Genomic DNA, 18184 nt, shown 5'->3' with positions numbered 1-18184 from the left:
CCAGAACGCCGCCCCACCCGCATCCACACACTCTGCACCCAACACGGCATCGCAACAGCAGCCTGACCCCAACCAGCTACTTCGCCAGCAGAGTCGCAGGGTCGACTTCCTGCGCCCACGGACTCCGGGCCCGTGGCCTCGTCCTCCGTATAGAGCCCCTATAGCGGGCCTACGGAGACTCCTTGCACACCTCACGTGCGAGCGTGCGGACCACCCGCCTCGTCTCCGCACGCCCGGGGCCGCCTCTTCCCCTCGCCGCCTCGTGCGGGGACGCGGCCGGGTCGTGACCGGGCCCGCACCCACCAGCCTCAAGTGATCGGGGAACCGGCCATGGCCGAGCTGAACGTAGACGCGCAGTCGCAGACCCACCTGGTCGTCCTCGACAACGAGGTGCAGTACTCGATCCGGTGGGCCCTCGCCCGGATCGGCGAGGTGCGGACCGGCCCGCGCCCGCTGAGCCTGCGCCGACGCACGGCCGCCGACGCCTCGAACTGACGCGCACCCCACCACCCCCCACCACCTCCGAAGTGGAGCAAGTCCCCGTGTCAGGATCGCGGCTCGAAGCGAGCAACCACGCACTCACCGGCGAGCTGTTCGCGGCCCGGGCCGCGGCCCGACCGCAGGCGGTCGCCGTGGTCACCGGAGACGTGCAGCTGTCGTACCAGGACGTCCACGACCGGGCCCGCCTGGTCGCCGCCCGGCTGCGCGCGGCCGGCGTCCGGCCCGGCGACATCGTGGGCGTCTGCCTCGACCGCGGTCCCGACCTGCTCCCCGCCCTGTACGGCATCTGGCGGGCGGGCGCGGCCTACCTGCCGCTCGACCCGGCGCTGCCCGCCGACCGCATCGGCTACATGCTCACCGACGCCGGGGCCCCGGTCCTGCTCACCCACTCCGCGCACCTCGCCCGCGCCGAGGGCTTCACCGGCGCCCGCCTGGTCCTGGACGCCGACGACGTCACCGAAGTGGGCGCCGACGAGCCGACGGCCACCCACCCCGACCACCTCGCCTACGTCCTCTACACCTCCGGCTCCACCGGCCGCCCCAAGGGCGTGATGATCAGCCACGGCGCCCTGCACAACCTGCTGAGCTCCGTCCACGAGTCCATCGCCCCGGCCCGCCGCGCCACCTGGCTGGCCTCCACGTCGATCTCCTTCGACATCTCCGGCCTCGAACTCCACCTGCCGCTCACCACCGGCGGCCGTGTCGTCCTCGCCTCCGACGCCGAGGCCAAGGACGCCGCCGCGCTGATCAAGCTGATCGCCGCCCACCGCGTCAACCACGTGCAGGCCACCCCGTCCGGCTGGCGCCTGCTGCTGGCCGCCGGCTTCGACAACTACGCCGTGACCGCCCTCGCCGGCGGCGAGCCCGTGACCGTCCAGCTCGCCGCCGACCTCCAGGGCAAGGTCCAGCGGCTGGTCAACGTCTACGGCCCCACCGAGACCACCATCTGGTCCACGTACTGGGAGATCCCGGAGAACGCGGCGGCGGTCTCCATCGGCCGCCCCCTCGCCAACACCGGCACCTACGTGCTCACCGAGGACCTCCGCCGGGTGCCCGACGGCGTCACCGGCCAGCTCCACATCGACGGCCACGGCCTCGCCCACGGCTACCTCGGCCGCCCCGGCCTCACCGCCGAGAAGTTCGTCCCCGACCCGTACGGCCCGGCCGGCTCCCGCCTCTACCGCACCGGCGACCTCGCCCGGGTACTGCCGGACGGCACCCTCGAATGCCTCGGCCGCATCGACAGCCAGGTCAAGATCCGCGGCTACCGCATCGAACTCGGCGAGATCGAGGCCGTGCTGACAGCCCACCCCGGCGTGCGCGAGGCCGTGGTGACCGTGCGCGAGACCGACACGGGCGAGAAGTCCCTGATCGGCTACCTCGTCCCGGCCAACAACGGTGCCGTCCCCGAGCCGTCGGCGCTCCGCGCCCACCTGGCCACCGACCTGCCCGAGTACATGGTCCCGGCCGCCTTCGTCACCATCGAACGCGTGCCGCTCACCAACAGCGGCAAGGTCGACCACCGTGCCCTTCCCGCCCCCGACCTGGCCGCTTTCGCCGCCGAACGGTACGTTGCCCCGCGCACCCCGGTGGAGGAGCGCCTCGCCGCCGTCTGGTCCCAGGTGCTCGAACTCCCGCAGGTCAGCGCCGAGGACAGCTTCTTCGACCTCGGCGGCGACTCGATCCGGGCCGTTCGCCTGGTCGGCGCCCTGCGCGTGGCCGGGTACGACGTCTCGATCCCCGACGTCTTCGAACACCGCACCGTCACCGCCCTCGCCGCCCACCTCGCCGGTCGCGCCTCCGACCGCTCACTGGTCACGGCCGTGGCACCGTTCGCCCTCATCGGCGACCGGGACCGCGACCGCCTCCCGGCGGGTGTGGTGGACGCGTACCCGTTGTCGCAGGTGCAGACCGGCATGCTGGTCGAGATGCTGGCCTCGGCCGACGAGCGCGTCTACCAGAACATCAACTCCTTCCGGATCCCCGACGCGCAGCCGTTCTCCGCCGAGGCCCTGCGCGCGGCCCTCGACACCGTCGTGGCCCGCCACGAGATCCTGCGCACCTCGGTCGCGCTCACCGGCTACGCGCAGCCCCTGCAACTCGTCCACGCGCAGGTCGAGATCCCTCTCGCCGTGCACGACGTTCGCGAGCTGACCGCATCGCAGCAGAAGGATTCGGCACGGGAGTTCGTCGAGAGCGAGCACAGGGCCGGCTTCGACATGACGGCCGCGCCGCTGCTGCGCTTCACCGTCCACGTCGAGGCGGACGACGCCTGGCGTCTCACCGTCGGCTACCAGCACGCCGTCGCCGACGGCTGGTCGCTCAACTCGCTGCTGATGGAACTGCTCGACTGCTACCGCTCCCTCCGCGACGGCGGCGAGCCCGCGGCGCACGCCGAACCGTCGGTCCGCTTCGCCGACTTCATCGCCGCCGAGCAGAGTTCCCTCACCGATCCGGGCGACCAGTCCTTCTGGCAGGACGTCCTGGACCGGCACGCGCCCGCCGCCGTCCCCGCCTCCTGGGCCGATCCGTCGGCCGAGGTGCGGAACCACGGCGTCCGGGTGCCGTACGGGGACCTGGAGGAAGGGCTGCGGTCCCTGGCGGCCTCGGCGAGGACGTCGCTGAAGAGCGTCTTCCTCGCCGCGCACCTGAACGTGCTGAGCATGCTGAGCATGGAGGAGTCCTTCCACACCGGTGTCGTCTACCACGGCCGGCTGGAGGCGCCGGGCGCGGACCGGGTCCTGGGCATGCACCTGAACACGCTGCCGTTCCCGGCGAGTCGGGGTGCCCGTACCTGGCGTGAGCTGGTGGAGGGGGTGTACCGGCAGGAGACCGAGATCTGGGCCCACCGCCGTTACCCGCTGCCCGCCATCCAGCGCGCGGCCGGGAACTCGCGCGAGCTGCTGACCATCCTGTTCGAGTACCTCGACTTCCACCAGGTCGACACCGACACCGTCGACGTGTCGGCCACCATGGGCGACGGCAGCAACGAGTTCGCGCTCACCGCCATCGCGAGCGGCGGCGCGTTCAGTCTGCTCTCGTCCACCGAGGTGGTGAGTGGCGAGAATCTGGGGCGGTTGGGCGGGATGTACCGCTCGGTGCTGGAGGCGATGGCCGGGGATCCGGACGGGGCTGCGGATGTGGTGTTCCTGTCGGACGCAGAGCGTTCGCTGCTCGATGGTTGGGCTTCGGGTGGCTCGGTGGAGCGGCCGGCGGGGACGGTGCTGGAGCTGTTCGAGGCGCAGGCCGTCGCGATGCCGGAGGCCGTCGCGGTCGTGGCCGGGGATGTTCGCCTCTCCTACCGTGAGGTGGAGGAGCGGGCGAACCAGGTGGCGCACCACCTGATCGCGGCCGGTGCGGTCGCCGACTCGCTCGTCGGTGTGTGCCTGGAGCGCGGCCCCGAGCTGGTCCCCGTCCTCCTGGGCATCTGGAAGGCCGGAGCGGCCTACCTGCCGCTGGACCCGACCCTCCCCGCCGAGCGGCGCGCGTTCATCCTGGACGACACCCAAGCTCGCATTCTCGTCACGGACACCGTTGGATCGTTCGACGGGACGACTCTGCTCGTCGGTGACCTCATCGGCGGCGATGTCACCGCTCCGGCGCGTGCGACGGACCCGGCGCAGCTGGCCTACGTCATCTACACCTCCGGCTCGACGGGTCGTCCCAAGGGCGTGATGATCCACCACGCCGGTCTGGCCAACTACCTGACGTGGACCGTCGACACCTACGCCTCCCACGGCACGGGTGGTGCTCCGCTGTTCTCGTCGATCTCGTTCGACCTGGGGATCCCGGACCTGTTCACGCCGCTCATCTGCGGCCAGCCGGTCACCCTGCTCCCGGACGGCATCGACACCGCGTCGCTGGGCTCCGCCCTCGCCGAGGCGGGTCCGTTCAGCTTCGTCAAGCTCACCCCCGGCCACCTCGACCTCCTCACCCACCAGCTGTCCGCCGACCAGGCCCACGATCTCGCCGGTGTCGTCATCGCGGCCGGTGACAACTTCCCCGTCTCCCTCGCCGAGCGCTGGCAGCAGCTGGCCGGTACGGACGGCACCAAGGTCGCCACCGAGTACGGGCCCACCGAGATCACCATCGGCAACTCCGGTCTGATCATCGACACCCTGCCGCTCACCGAGGCCATCCCGCTCGGCGCGCCGATCCCCAACACGGGCATGTACGTCCTGACCGCCGACCTGCAGCCGGCCCCGATCGGTGTCGCGGGCGAGGTCCACATCGACGGCACCGGCCTGGCCCGCGGCTACCTCGGCCGCCCCGACCTCACCGCCGAGAAGTTCCTCCCCAACCCCCACGGCCCCGCCGGCTCCCGCCTCTACCGCACCGGCGACCTCGCCCGCTTCCTCCCCGACGGCACCCTGGAGACCCTCGGCCGCATCGACAACCAGGTCAAGATCCGCGGCTACCGCATCGAACTCGGCGAGATCGAAGCCCGCCTGCGCGAACACCCCCACGTCCGCGACGCCGTTGTGACCGTCCGCGCCCTCGGCTCCGGCGAGAAGTCCCTCATCGCCTACCTGCTCCTGGCCGACGGCGTCACGCTGGACACGACGGCCCTGCGCGAGCACCTCGGCACCGCCCTGCCCGACTACATGGTCCCCGCCGCCTTCGTCGAGCTGACCGAGATCCCCCTGACCGCCAACGGCAAGGTCGACCACCGCGCCCTGCCCGCGCCCGACCTGGCCGCCTTCGCCACCGAGGAGTACGTCGCCCCGCGCGGGGCGGCGGAGGAGCGTCTCGCCGCCGTCTGGTCGGAGGTGCTCGGGGTGCCGCGCGTCGGCAGTACCGACAACTTCTTCGCCCTCGGCGGCGACTCGATCCGCGCCGTCCAGGTGCTGGCGGCCTGCCGCGAGGCGGGGCTCTCGCTCGCCGTCTGGATGATTCTCCAGGCCACCTCCCTGGCCGAGTTGGCCACCATGGTCACCGTCGAACCGGCCGCCGAGGACCTTCCACTGACCCCGAGCCAGCGGCACACCCTCGCCACCGCCGGTAATGCGAGCCGGACCGTCCGGCTCCCGCTCAGCGTCCAGGCCGAACCTGCCCTGCTCGCAAGCGCGTTGGACTCGGTCGTCCGGCACCACGGGGTTCTGTGCGCCTCCCTGGTGTCCGAGGCGCGACCGCCCGTCCTCCGGCCGGGGGCCGAGGTACCCGGCGGGCTGTTCCGCTTCCTCGACCTGCGCACCACCGCCGCCGGCAGCCATGCGTCCGCGATCGGCGCCGCGCTGGACGAGGCGCGAGCGACGCTCGACCCGGGCCGGGCGAGCACGGTCCGGGCGACCCTGGTGCGCGTCGACGACCGGAAGCCCGACGAGCTGTGGCTGACCGTGCACGCGCTGGCCGCCGACGCCGGGTCCTTCGCGGTGCTCGCCGAGGACCTCGACTCCGCCTACCGGCAGCTCGCCTCGGGCGAGGAGCCCGTCCTGCCGACGCCCGCCACACCGTGGCCGGTCCGGGCGGGGCAGCTGGCCGAGGAGTCACTCTCCCCCGAGTTGCTCGACCAGGGCGAGCGCTGGCTCGCCCGTCCACCCGCCGCCGCCCTCCCGGTCGACCACCCGAACCCCGAGGACATCACCACCGCCACCGTTGTCACCGTCCTGCCCGCCGACCTCACCTCGGCGCTTCTCGCCGAGCCACGGCCCGAGCACCCGGTGCTCGCCACCCTCGGCCGCACGCTGGCGCGTTGGGCGGGCGGCGACCGGATCGAGATCGACGTCCTCACCGACCCGCGCCACGACCCGGAACTCGGCCCGGCACTGTCGCGGACGGTCGGGCCGCTCGCCGACACCCATCCGGTGTCGCTGCGCCTGCCGGCGGACCGGGACGCGGCGGCCACCGTCTCCGCGGTGTCCCGCCAGCTGCGCGCGCTCCCCTCCCCCGTCCACGGCTACGGCCTGCTGCGACACCTCGCGCCGGACGCCGACCTCGCCGCCGAGCTGGCCGCGCTGCCGTCTGCACAGGTCCGCTTCAGCTGGACCCCGGCCGCCCCGGCCCCGGCCACCGACGACACCCTCGTCCTCGCCCCCGGCCACCTGGCCCCGGACGCCTCCCCGTCCCACCTCCTCCACGTCGACGCCCACGTCCAGGACGACCGCCTCTACCTCCGCTGGACGTACCGGCCCGCCGCCCACACGGCCGCGACCGTCCACCGGCTCGCGGACGAGCAGTTGGCCGAGCTGAGCGCCCACCTCCGCACGACGACCGCCACCACCCGCCCCCGCTCCCGCCCGACCGCCGCCACCTCGCCCGTCACCACCACCGACCCCGTCCCCGAGCTGATGGCCCGCCACGCCGTCCCCGGGGCGAGCATCGCGCTGCTGGAGAACGGCGAGGTGACCTCAGTCCGCGCCTACGGCGTACTCGGCGCCGAGGACCCCACCCCGGCGAGCCCCGACACGCTCTTCCCGGCCGGGTCGATCAGCAAGCACGTCACCACCTTCCTCGCCCTGCGCCTGGCCTCCGAGGGCATCCTCGACCTGGACCGGGACATCAACGAGCACCTCACGTCCTGGCGGGTGCCGGACGGCGGCCCCGGCGCCGGCCCGGTCACCGCGCGGCTCCTGCTGTCCAACCAGTCGGGCCTCGCCCCGCACCCCCCGCTCGACGACAACTACCCGCGCCACGAACCCTTCCCCACCCTGCTCGACGTCCTGAACGGGCGGGCGCCGGCCAAGACACCGCCGGTGCGCCGGGCGGACGCGCCGGGCGAGGTGTTCCGGCTCAACCCGCTGAACTTCTCCGTGCTCCAGCAGGCGATGGCGGACGCCACCGGCACCGCCTTCCCGGAACTCGCCCGGCACTGGCTGCTCGAACCGCTGGGCATGACGGCGAGCGGCTTCGACCCGGTGTTCCCGGACACCGTCGGCCGGCCTTTCGCCCGCGGTCACGCCGCGGACGGCACACCCGTCCCGGACGGCTTCGTCGTCCATCCGGAGGCGGCGGCCGGCGGACTGTGGACGACGGCCGCCGACCTGGCGCGGCTCGCGGCCGAGATCCGCCGCTGCTACCTCGGGCGGCCGGGCAGCCTGGTGGGCCAGGAGCTGGTCCACCGGATGCTGACGCCGCTGGGCGGCCGCAACTACGGCTGGAGCACCATCCTCGACGGCACCGGCGCCGACCTCGAATTCGGCCACGGCGGGCAGGCGTTGGGCTACCAGGCCATGACCGGACTGCGGGCCCGCTCGGGGACCGGCGCGGTGCTGCTCAGCAACGGTGCCGGGGGGCGCGAACTGGTCCGGTACCTGCTGGCGACCGTCTGGTCCGGGCAGCGCGGTCTCGGCCGGCTCTGGCAGCAGGCCATCGACGAGGCGACGGCGCGCGAGCAGGACGAGCGGCTCCGCAAGGGTCCGGACGCGTGACGGCCCCGGCTCCTCTCCCCCCGGCTCCTCTCCCCCCGGCACCTCTCCCCCCGGCCGCCGCCCGCTGGTTCCGGCGGCAGCACCGGGTCGACCGGCCTCGGCTCCGCCTGGTGTGCTTCCCGCACGCGGGCGGCAGCCCGGCGGCCTACCGGAGCTGGCACCGTCATCTGCCGGAGGACGTCGAGGTGTTGGCGGTCTGCTACCCGGGGCGGCAGGACCGGATCGGGGACCCGTTCCCGGCCGGGGTCGCCGAGCTGGCGGACGAGATCGCGGCCGCGCTCGCGCCGTTGCGGGGCGTGCCGGTGGCGCTGTTCGGCCACAGCATGGGCGCCCTGGTGGCGTACGAGGTCGCGGTCCGGCTGGCCGCCGCTCCGGACGCGCCGCCGCCGGTGCGGCTCTTCGTCTCGGGGTCGCCGGCGCCGCACCTCGTCGACCACGCCGCCCTCCGGTCGGCGACGGACGAGGACCTGCTCGCCCTGGTCGACGCGCTGGGCAGCGACTCGACCGACGCCCTGCGGATCCCGGCCCTGCGCGAGCTGCTGATGCCGGGGATCCGCGCCGACTTCCGCCTGCTCGCCCACTACCGGGCCACTACCGCCACCGGCCCCGCGAACGCCGTGCCCCCGGCCGCCGGCTCTGCGGACACCGTCCCGACCGCCGCGCCTCCGACCTCCGTCCCCGCGAACGCCGTCCCCCCGACCGCCGTCCCGATCGTCGCCTGCACCGGCGACGACGACCCGGTCTGCGCCGTGGAGGCGGCCCGGGCCTGGTCCGCGACCACCGTGTCCGCCTTCGAGCTGAACGTCTTCCCGGGCGGCCACTTCTACCTCGAACCCCTGGAGGCCGAACTGCTGGGCCGCATCACCGGCCACCTGCGGTCCGACCTCCGGTTCCGAACGGCCCCGCAGCACGGGGCGACCCAGTCCGCGGCCCAGTCCGCACAGACCCACTGAAAGGGACCACCGCACCATGACCACAGCCCTTCCGGCGCCGATCCAGGCGACCACCGGCCTGACCCTGACCGACCGGGAGCGCCGGGAGGTCGCCGAGCTCGCCGAGGCCCTCGCCCAGGTGCCACCGCGTCTGATCGACCAGCGGGCCTGGATGGACGCCGCCCGCAAGCTCGCCTGCCGACTCCCCGTCCGCGTCCTGGAGGAGATCCGCGACTACCGCCACGACCCGGGCCCGGACGGGCTGCTCATCCTGCGCAACCTGCCGGTGTTCGAGGACGGCCTGCGGCTGACGCCGACCGTTCCGGAGTCGGTCGAGCGCGCCGCCACGCCGCCAGCCGCCGTCTCGGCGCTGATCAGCCTGGCACTCGGCGAGGTCATCGCCTACCGGGAGGAGAAGTCCGGCGCCCTGGTGCAGAACGTCGTCCCGGTGCCGGGTCGCGAGGAGTCCCAGAGCAACGCCGGCTCGACCCTCCTCGAACTGCACGTCGAGAACGCCTTCCACCCCCACCGCCCCGACTACGTCAGCCTGTTGTGCCTGCGCAACGACCACACCGGCACGGCCGGGACGCTGGTCTCCTCGATCCGGCGGGCGCTGCTGCTGGTCCCGGAGGAGGTCGCCGCGGTGCTCCGGGCGCCGCGCTTCGTCACCGAGCCACCGCCGTCGTTCTCCGCCGGTGACGCCACCCCGCAGCACGCCGTGCTGGAGGGCGACCCCGACGATCCGGACATCCGGGTCGACTTCAGCGCCACGGTCGCGCTCGACGAGCAGGGCCGCGCCGCCCTGGAGGTGCTGCGCGACGCGCTGCTCGACGTCGGCGCGATGCTGGTGCTCCAGCCGGGCGAGATGGCGTTCGTCGACAACCGCCTGTCCGTCCACGGCCGGACGTCGTTCGAGCCGCGCTACGACGGCCACGACCGCTGGCTGCACCGCACCTTCGTCCACCTGGACAACCGCCGCAGCCGGGCCAGTCGTCCGGACAACGGTTTCGTTCTCGACTGAGCGTCAGTTCCGTTTATCCTGAGACCTGTTGATCTCTACTATCCGGGGCCGGTCGACACCGCGACCGGCCCCGGCCGGAAGCCCGATGCATCTCATCCTGGCCCGACTCGACTTCCCGGACGGCGCCCCCGACGCGGCCGAACTCCAGCGCGCCCTCCCGCGTCCGACCGGCGTGCAACACGTCTACGTCGACGGCCGCGCCACCTCGGCCGACGTCGTGCTCTTCCTCGCGCTCCCGAGCCTCGCCGAGTCCGAGTCGACCGCGCGCGCCCTCTGCAACGCCTACTTGCGGGTCCACCACCCCACCGCCCACCTGGCCGGCCTCGGCGCCTCCCTCGCCCCCGGCACCGAGGGTGCGCTCCTCGACCCGGGCGGGCACGGCTCCGAGCACTGACCCCGGCCCCGCGCCCTGCCCCGCGCCCTTCCCCGAGTCAGCCCAGGCCGTGCCGCAGTCGGTACTCCACGGCCGCACCACCCCCGGCCAGTGCCACGGCGGCGGCGTGCCGGGAACCCGCCGGCACGTCGGTGACGGCCCAGCCGACCGGGCGGCGCGCCGGCTCGGCGGTGCCGAGGTAGTCGGCGGCGGGCGGGCGGGCGAGGCCGATGCCGACGCCCTTGAGGTACGCCTCCTTGCGGGTCCACAGCCGGGCGAACGCGCCGGGCCGGTCCGCCGGACGGACGTCCGCGAGTTCGGCCCGCTCGGCCGGGTGCAGCGTCGTGGCGAGCACCTCCACGCTGTCGGCCCCGGGCAACGGTTCCACGTCCACCCCGACGGGGGCGTCGGCGAGGCCGATCAGCACCCGGCCGCCGCCGTGGGAGAGCGAGAAGTGCGGGACTCCGGCCGGGTCCCCGGCCAGCCGTGGCCGCCCGTGCGGCTCGCCGCAGCCGGGGCAGGGCTCCCGGGCGAACACCAGCGCCTCCGGGGCGCGCCCCAGGCGCCGGCCGAGGACGTGCCGCAGCGCGACGTGCGCGGCCAGGTAGACGACGCGGTCGGAGTCCCGGACGAAGCGCCCGGCCCGCCGGTGCTCCTCCTCGTCGAGGCGGCCCAGCTCCGCCGGCCCCACCGCCACGGCGGCGGCGTCGAGCAACCAGAGCTCGACCGCTCCCGGGTCCTGCGCGTTCATCCGTCCCCACTCCCCCGTCCGACTCCCCGCGCCGCCCCGGGCCGGATCCGGCCCGGGGCCCGCACCTGCTCTTTGCAAAACCCGCGCGCTCTTTGCAAAGTGCGCGCCCACACCCGAGCCACGCCACTGCCTGTTTCCGGGCCCGTCCGTGCTCTTTGCAAAACCCGCGTGCTATTTGCAAAGTGCCCACACCCGCGCCCTCACCCGAGCCGCGCCGCTGTCCGGATCCAGGCCGGGCCCGGCTCGGGCCCGGCCCCTACCTGCTCCTTGCAAACCCGAGTGCACTTTGCAAAATGCACCGGCCCGCACCCGACCCACGCCCGGCCAGCACCCCTCCCGCACCCCTCCCGCACGACGGCGGGCGGCCCGGGGGACACCGGACCGCCCGCCGTCGGCGGACCCGCGCGCGTCACCTGCCGACGCGGGCCTCGCGGAACGGGCCGGGGCTGCCGACCGGCGTGGCGACGGCCTCGCCGACGCCCTGCTCGCCCAGCTTGTCCAGCACCGACTCCAGCAGCTCGGTGTCGCAGTAGATGTGGAGCTCGGTGATCTTGCCCCACTTGATCCGCACCACGTGCACGCCCTGGTTGGAATACTTGTTGCCCTCGCGGTCGGTCAGGTGGTCGACCCATTCGGCGAAGGCCACGGTGTCCCAGGGCCAGCCCTTGGCGACGACCTTCTTCAGTTCGAAGCGCAGGTCGGGCATGACCTCCGCCAGCCGGTCGTACCACCGCTGGATCTGCTCGGCGGTCTCGCGCCCGCCGGACAACGCGTGCGCACCGGAGAACCAGTGCTCCGCGTCGGGTGTGAACTGCCGCACGATGGCCGCGTAGTTGCCTCGGTTGACGTCGGCGAACGAGTTGCGGAGGTTGCGCCGGACGATGGCGTGGTACACGTTTCCACCTCTGGTCGTAGAAAGGCCGGTCGATAGTGGTGACGGTGCGTCAAAACCTTACGACTTCTCGACGGCCAGCGGCGGCGCGCCGCCCTCACGGAGCCCGAATCGTTCGTACAGCCACCGGAGCGGGGCCGGAGCCCACCAGTTCCACTGGCCGAGCAGACGCATCAACGAGGGCACCAGCAGCGCCCGGACGATGGTGGCGTCCAGCAGCACGCCCAGCGCGGTGCCGAGCCCCAGTTCCTTGATGAACACGATCTCGGAGGTGGCGAGCGCGCCCAGGGCGACGCAGAACAGCACCGCCGCGGCGGTGACGACCCGACCGGTGCGGCCCAGGCCCTGGGCGACGGACTCGGCCTCGCCGACCCCGGCGTCCCTGGCCTCCTTGATCCGGGCGAGCAGGAACACGCCGTAGTCGGTGGAGAGCCCGAAGACCATCGCGAACAGCAGCACCGGCTGGGTGGCGTCCAGCGCGTTCTGCGCCTCGGTGCCGAACAGTCCGGCCCCGTGGCCCCATTGGAAGACGAAGACCAGGATGCCGAAGGTCGCGGCGAGGGTGAGCAGGTTCATCAGCACGGCCTTGAGCGGCAGCACCAGCGAGCCGGTCATCAGCAGCAGCACCAGCATGCTGGTGAGGAAGACGATCAGCGCGGCGGCCGGGAGCCGGCCGGTGAGGCTGTCCTCCAGGTCGACGAAGGTGGCGGTCTGCCCGCCGACCAGGACCTCGTCCGGGCCGGAGAGCGCCCGGACGTCCTTGACCAGGGTCTGGCTCTCCGCGCTGAGGCCGGGCTCCCGGGGGGTGACCTGCAACAGCCAGGTGTCCGGGCTCAGCGCCACCGCCGGGGTGACGGCGGCCGCACCCGGCAGGGCCGCGATCCGGTCCCGGAGCGCGTCCATCCGGGGCTGCGCGCCCACCGTGTCGCCGCCGGCCGCGACCACGACCTGCACGGACTCCAGCGGGTCGGCGGGGAAGTCGGCGCGCAGGGTGTCGGCGACCGAGCGGCTGCTCGTGCTGGTGGGCAGCGAGGACGGGCCGACAGTCGTGAAGGCGACCTTCAGGAAGGGCAGTCCGAGCAGCACCAGCAACGCGCCGGCGCCGATCGCGACCAGCGGAGCCCGCCGCATCACGCCCCGGGCCAGCGCGAACCAGCCGCCGTCGGTGTTCTCCGGCGCCTCCAGCGAGCGGCGGAACCGGGCCGGGGCGAGGAAGTCGATGTGCCGGCCGAGCAGTCGCAGCATCGCGGGCAGCACCAGCAGCGCGACCAGCAGCGCCGAGGCGGAGACCAGCAGGCCGCCGACCGCCATCGAGTAGAGGAAGCGCTGACGGAAGACGAACAGCGAGGCCATCGCGGCGCTCACGGTGAGCGAGCTGAACAGAATGGTGCGGCCGGCGGTGTGCAGGGTGACCCGGATCGCCCGGTCGAGGTCGGGGTCGACCGTCATCTCGCTGCGGAAGCGGGAGACGATCAGCAGGCTGTAGTCGATGGCGAGGCCGAGGCCGAGCGCGGTGACCAGGTTGAGCGAGAAGATCGACATCGGGGTGAACTGGTCGACCACCCGCAGCCCCAGCAGGGTCAGCACGACGTTGAGACCACCGATGACCAGCGGCAGCGCGGAGGCCACCAGACTGCGGAAGATCCACAGCGAGAGCAGGAACAGCACCGGGAAGGCCAGGAGTTCGGCCCGCTCCAGGTCGTGCTGGACGGTGCTGACCACCTGGTTGCCGACCACCTCGCTGCCGCCGAGCCTGACCGCGGCGTCGCCGTCGAGCCGGTCGGAGAGCCGGTCGACGGCGTCCTGGTAGTGGTCCTCGGCGTTGTCCTTGAGCCGGCCGACCACGATCGTCCGCTGCCCGTCCTCGGAGACCAGGTTCTTGTCCTGGGTCCGGTAGTAGGTCAGGACGTCGGCGAAGGTCGGGTCCCCGGCCATCAGCCCGGCGACCTTCTCGACCTCGTCCCGGGTGCGGGGGTCGTCCACCGGGGCGCCGGTGTCGACGAGGGCGATGATGCCGCCGTCGCTCTGGATGCCGGTGGCCGCGCCGATCCGGTCGTCCGCCCGGACGCTGCCCGACCCCGGGGTGACGAAGTCCGGGTTGCCGCCGGTCAGCGATGTGACGACGGGCGCGCCGAGGACGGCGGCCAGCGCGGCCACCACCACGGCGCACAGCACCATCACCCGGCCGTGCCGGTTCGCCAGCCGTGCGATCAGGTCCATCATGCGTGGCTCCTCAGCCGGGTCGCCGCCGGCGCGTTGGCCTGCTCCGCGGGGCCGGTGCCGCCCGCTCCGGCCGTGGTGCCCCGGTTGCGCGCGGCGGGCGGCGGGTCGGCGTTCATCCGGCGGACCAGCTTGCGCAGCAGGGCCCGGTAGGAGAAGTGCTCGACCTGGAGCCAGTGCCGCTCGGAGTCGTAGTACTGGATGCCGCCGTTCAGCTCGGCCGCCGCCATCGGCGTGGCCTTGGCCTGCTTGAACCAGGACGCCCGCCGCGGATCGGTGCGCAGCAGGTGGAGGTAGCGGGCCATGAGCTGGGACTGGTAATCCATGATCGGCCAGTTGCCGGTGGACGTCTGGAAGTATCCGATGACAAAAAGGTTGTCGTACTCAGGGTGGAACGCGCTGAGGTGCAATTGCGGAGTGCGCCCGTTCCAGTTCAGGTACTTGCGGTCGATGAACGGGAACTCGGTCATCCGGTATCCGGTGGCGTAGACGATCACGTCGTACGCCTCCTCGGTCCCGTCGCTGAACTTCACCCGGTCCCCCCGGAGTTCGGCGATGTCCGGCTTCGCCCCGATATCACCGTGTCCCAAGTGGTAGAGGAGCGTCGAATTGATGACGAAATGCTCCTCCAGCAACTTGTGCGTCGGCTTGGGAAGCCCGTACTGCTCCGGCCGCCCGGCACTGTTGAGACGCAGGAAAAGACTACCGAAGAAGCGCACCACCGGCCGGGGCATGCGCCATTTCAGGACGTTCTCGTAGAGCACGTCGGTGGGCATCCCGAACAGGTACTTCGGCCAGTAGTAGCAGCCCCGGCGGATGCTCAGCGAGGTCGAGGCGGCGTTCTGGGAGGACTCCACCGCGATGTCGCAGCCGGAGGTGCCGCCACCTACCACCAGCACCCGCTTGCCGCGCAGTGGCTCCGGGTCGCGGTACTCGCAGGAGTGCAGGATCTCCCCGTCGAACGTGCCCGGGTACTCCGGGTAGCGCGGGCTCCAGTTGTGACCGTTGGCGACCACCACCCCGGCGTAGCGGCGGACTTCGCCGCCGTCGAGGGTGACGAACCAGTCCGGCGAGCCGTCCCGGCGCTCGATCGACTCCACCGTGCGGCTGAACTCGACGTGTTCGTACACCCCGAAGTGCTCGGCGTAGGCGCGCAGATAGGCGTGCGCGTGCTCACGGCCGAGGTAGGTCGGGAAGTGCGCCGGAATGGGGAAGTCGTCGTACTGGATGTAGGGCTTGGACGTGATCAGGTGCACCGAGTCGTAGGCGGCGCTGTAGGTGTTGCCGCCGTACCAGTTGCCGCCCACGTCGTCGGCGCGCTCGATCACGTCGAACTCGATGCCGAACTCCCGCAGGTTCTTGCCGGCGGACAGACCACCTGCCCCGGCGCCCACGACGCAATAGGCGTTCGACCGGTCAACGATCGTGGTCAACGGATCCCCCTGGTGGTGTCGTGCCGTGCCCCCGGGCACGGTGAATCGGTCGGTGCCGGCCGCCCGGCTCGGGCGGCCGGTGTCAGTGGTGGCGCAGGCCGGTCACCCGGAGCACCACCGGGCAGGGCTCGAAGAGCTCGACCGGGTGGTAGCCGGTCCAGTCCCGGCCGTCCAGGGTGCCGACCAGCAGGACGGTGCCGTCCCCGGCCGACGGGGTGACGGACAGCCGCTCCACCGTGAGCCGCCGCACCTGCCGGGCCGCACCGCCCGCGCCCACGTCGGCTCCGGCACCAGCGCCCACGTCGGCTCCGGCACCAGCGCCCGCGTCGGCTCGGGCACCAGCGCCCGCCCCCACGGCCCCCGTACCGGCCTGCGCGAACCACGCGGCCCGCAGCAGGTTCTCGACCTGGTGCAGTGGCAGGGACGAGCCCGGCGCCGGCGAGGCCAGCAGCAGATCCGCCGTCCGCCCCGGCTCCGCGCGCCCGTACAGCCGACCGCCCACCGCGTCCCGCTGCCAGGCGGCCAGGCGGAAGGCGTGCCCGCTCCAGCCGAGCGCGCCGTCCGGGGCGGGCGCCGCGACGTCCTCCGCGCCCAGCGCTCCGGTCGGCGGCAGCACCGCCAGTTCCGGCGGCACCTCACCGGCCCGGTAGACCAGTTCGGCGGTGGCCAGCCGACGCCCCTCCCGTTCCAGGGTGACCGCGACCCGCCAGTCGCCGTCCTCCGCCCAGCGGCCCTCGGCGTGCCGGGTCAGCACCGCCGTGCGCCGGTCGGGGCCGACCCGCAGTTCCGTCAGCTCCACGTCCAGGTCCCGGAGTTCGGCGAAACGCAGCTGGTCCCCGTTCTCCGGCAGCACCCAGTCGCCGGCCGCCCGCAGGTACTCCAGGCAGAGCGAGACCGGCAGCGCGGGCTCGCCGCCGACCCGGAAGTCGTCGCAGCACGGCAGTTCCCCGGCGGAGAGCCGGTGCTCCGTGGTCAGCGCCGCGTACGGGCGGAAGTCCAGCGGATCGCCGAGGTAGAAGCGGCTCGCGGCGAGCCGCTCGATCCCGGGCAGCCCGGTGTCCTGCTGGTAGCCGCGCAGCACGGACGGCAGCATCGCCGGACCGACGTCGCCGATGAACGTCGACTCGCCGCTGCCGCCGGAGAACAGCTCCCGCTTCCAGTGGTACAGGCCCTCACGGACGTCCACCGCCGACATGTAGCGCAGCGTGGCCTCGTAGTTGGTGATCATCCCGAGGCGTTCCCAGGTCGGCCAGCAGACCGTGGACACCGGCGTCCGCCGGACCCGGCCCGACTGCTCGCCGTCCTGCGAGGCCCACAGCCCGAGCCGACTCAGCGCCTCGTTGGCGGCCCCGTAGTCGAGCTGGCCGACCATGCCGCCCCAGCGGCCGGTCAGTGAGCCGACGCTGCAGAAGAACGCCAGCGGCGGCCGGTCCGCCACCGCCCGCAGCAGGTTGAGGAAGCCCCCGACCTTGACCCGGACGACCAGCGAGACGATCTGCTCGGTCTTGCCCGGCAGCCGCACCGGCACGTCCACGCCCGCGTTGTGGACGACGCCGGCCAGCCGGTCGCCGGCCTCGTCGACCAGCCGGGCGACCTGCTCGGGGTCGGTGATGTCGCACTGCACGTAGTCGATCCGCAGACCGTCCTCGCGGGCCCGGACCAGGTTGGCCCACAACTCGCGGTCCTGGGCCAGCTTCTCCAGCTCGCCGCGGACCTGCGGCACCCGGCGCGCGGCCACGGCCTCCCGCAGCCGCTCGTCCCGGTACCGCCGGAACTCCCGCTCGTCGAAGGCCAGCGCCGGGACGGCGCCCGCGTCGGGCACCGCGCCGCGGCCGCTGACCACCACCCGCGCGCCGAACTCCTCGGCGAGCGAACGGGCCAGGGCGTAGCCGATGCCGCGCCCACCGCCGGACATCACCACCGTGTCGCCGGGCCGCAGCGCGCGGACCGGCGGGGCGGGCTGGGCGTGGCGGGCCCGCAGGCTGTACCGGCGGCCGCCGTGGTGGCCGATCTCGAACGCGCCCCAGCGGTACAGCTCCCGGCTCACCAGCTCGCCGATCTCCTCCGCCGAGTGCTCGGCGGTGAGGTCGAGGATCCTGATGTTGCAGTTCGGGACCTCGCGGGGCAGGCCCTTGGCGAGCCCCGCCCACAGGCCGCCGAGCGGCTGCTCGACCCGGTCCGCGCCGAAGCCCATTCGGCCGCCCAGCCAGGTGACCGGCAGGTAGAACAGCCGCACCGCGTCGGTCTCGGTGATCCAGTCCGTGAAGCACGCCTGGAGCATCGCGACCGTCTGCCGGAACGGTGCCTCCCAGCCGTCCGGGCCGCTGCGGTCGAACGGCTCCTCCAGGTTGAGGTCGACGATCCCGTCGATCCGCCCGGCCCCGGCGAACAGCGCCGCCGCGGCCTCGGCGAAGCCGCCGCGCTGTCCCTCGGCGGGCGGGGCGAGCCGGTGCGCCCGGGCCCCGGCCGCGGTGAGTGCCGCGGCGACCGCGGCGGCGGTGGCCTCCCGGCCACCGACCACCGCGATCGAGCGACCGCGCAGCCCGGGGGCGGCGCCCGGCGGGAGCGCGGCGGTCTCCACCGGCTCCCACACGTGGCGCCGCACGGGGCGCACCGATCCGTCCTGCGGGTAGTCCACCACCGGCGGGGCCAGGGCCTCCGCGAGGGTGATCGGTTCCTTGAGTGTCATCGGCG

General features: G+C 73.3%; 10 protein-coding genes. 5 read left to right on the top strand and 5 right to left on the bottom strand.

All coding sequences use genetic code 11. The features are described 5' to 3' along the window. Positions 1 to 330: 330 nt before the first annotated feature. From ACIQ9P_RS12410 to ACIQ9P_RS12390, 5 genes are all read left to right on the top strand, one after another. The gene (locus ACIQ9P_RS12410; RefSeq protein ID WP_402353878.1) at positions 331 to 495 is read left to right on the top strand and encodes a hypothetical protein; all 165 of its coding nucleotides are present in this window, start codon (positions 331 to 333) and stop codon (positions 493 to 495) included. A gap of 47 nt (positions 496 to 542) precedes the next feature. Next, positions 543 to 7868, top strand: coding sequence for an amino acid adenylation domain-containing protein (locus ACIQ9P_RS12405; protein ID WP_402353875.1), 7326 nt, complete (start codon positions 543 to 545; stop codon positions 7866 to 7868). A gap of 110 nt (positions 7869 to 7978) precedes the next feature. Beyond that, positions 7979 to 8821: a thioesterase II family protein gene (locus tag ACIQ9P_RS12400; protein WP_402353872.1), complete on the top strand. Its 843-nt coding sequence runs from the start codon at positions 7979 to 7981 to the stop codon at positions 8819 to 8821. Between the two features lie 16 nt (positions 8822 to 8837). Continuing rightward, positions 8838 to 9821, top strand: coding sequence for a TauD/TfdA family dioxygenase (locus ACIQ9P_RS12395; protein ID WP_402353869.1), 984 nt, complete (start codon positions 8838 to 8840; stop codon positions 9819 to 9821). Positions 9822 to 9906: 85 nt separating this feature from the next. Next, complete coding sequence (locus ACIQ9P_RS12390) at positions 9907 to 10215, top strand: hypothetical protein (RefSeq protein ID WP_402353866.1); 309 nt, start codon at positions 9907 to 9909, stop codon at positions 10213 to 10215. A gap of 37 nt (positions 10216 to 10252) precedes the next feature. Here ACIQ9P_RS12390 and ACIQ9P_RS12385 read toward each other — a convergent pair whose 3' ends face one another. The 5 genes from ACIQ9P_RS12385 to ACIQ9P_RS12365 all read right to left on the bottom strand — a co-directional run bounded on the left by ACIQ9P_RS12385 (position 10253) and on the right by ACIQ9P_RS12365 (position 18179). Further along, positions 10253 to 10945, bottom strand: a complete 693-nt coding sequence (locus ACIQ9P_RS12385) for a 4'-phosphopantetheinyl transferase family protein (protein ID WP_402353863.1) — start codon at positions 10943 to 10945, stop codon at positions 10253 to 10255. Positions 10946 to 11354: 409 nt separating this feature from the next. Further along, the gene (locus tag ACIQ9P_RS12380) at positions 11355 to 11840 is read right to left on the bottom strand and encodes a nuclear transport factor 2 family protein (protein ID WP_402353860.1); all 486 of its coding nucleotides are present in this window, start codon (positions 11838 to 11840) and stop codon (positions 11355 to 11357) included. A 57-nt stretch (positions 11841 to 11897) separates the two neighbouring features. Continuing rightward, positions 11898 to 14060, bottom strand: a complete 2163-nt coding sequence (locus ACIQ9P_RS12375) for an MMPL family transporter (RefSeq protein WP_402353857.1) — start codon at positions 14058 to 14060, stop codon at positions 11898 to 11900. Then, positions 14057 to 15490, bottom strand: coding sequence for a flavin-containing monooxygenase (locus ACIQ9P_RS12370; protein WP_402353854.1), 1434 nt, complete (start codon positions 15488 to 15490; stop codon positions 14057 to 14059). Before ACIQ9P_RS12370 ends, ACIQ9P_RS12375 begins: the two co-directional genes overlap by 4 nt. Positions 15491 to 15572: 82 nt before the next feature. Further along, positions 15573 to 18179 carry a KR domain-containing protein gene (locus ACIQ9P_RS12365; protein WP_402353851.1) on the bottom strand — a complete coding sequence of 869 codons (2607 nt, stop codon included), beginning with the start codon at positions 18177 to 18179 and terminating at the stop codon, positions 15573 to 15575. Between the last annotated feature and the right edge of the window lie 5 nt (positions 18180 to 18184).

It is taken from the genome of Kitasatospora sp. NPDC094019 (assembly GCF_044764505.1).
In the GTDB taxonomy this organism is placed as follows: Bacteria; Actinomycetota; Actinomycetes; order Streptomycetales; family Streptomycetaceae; genus Kitasatospora.
Note: the sequence above shows the minus strand (reverse complement) of the source record. Positions and strands in the feature narration are given on the sequence as shown.

What these genes read in the sequence shown, in the direction of transcription:
- ACIQ9P_RS12410 (WP_402353878.1), top strand. Translation starts at nt 331, where the DNA reads ATGGCCGAGCTGAACGTAGACGCGCAGTCGCAGACCCACCTGGTCGTC.
- ACIQ9P_RS12390 (WP_402353866.1), top strand. Translation starts at nt 9,907, where the DNA reads ATGCATCTCATCCTGGCCCGACTCGACTTCCCGGACGGCGCCCCCGAC.
- ACIQ9P_RS12375 (WP_402353857.1), bottom strand. Translation starts at nt 14,060, where the DNA reads ATGATGGACCTGATCGCACGGCTGGCGAACCGGCACGGCCGGGTGATG.
- ACIQ9P_RS12385 (WP_402353863.1), bottom strand. Translation starts at nt 10,945, where the DNA reads ATGAACGCGCAGGACCCGGGAGCGGTCGAGCTCTGGTTGCTCGACGCC.
- ACIQ9P_RS12395 (WP_402353869.1), top strand. Translation starts at nt 8,838, where the DNA reads ATGACCACAGCCCTTCCGGCGCCGATCCAGGCGACCACCGGCCTGACC.
- ACIQ9P_RS12365 (WP_402353851.1), bottom strand. Translation starts at nt 18,179, where the DNA reads ATGACACTCAAGGAACCGATCACCCTCGCGGAGGCCCTGGCCCCGCCG.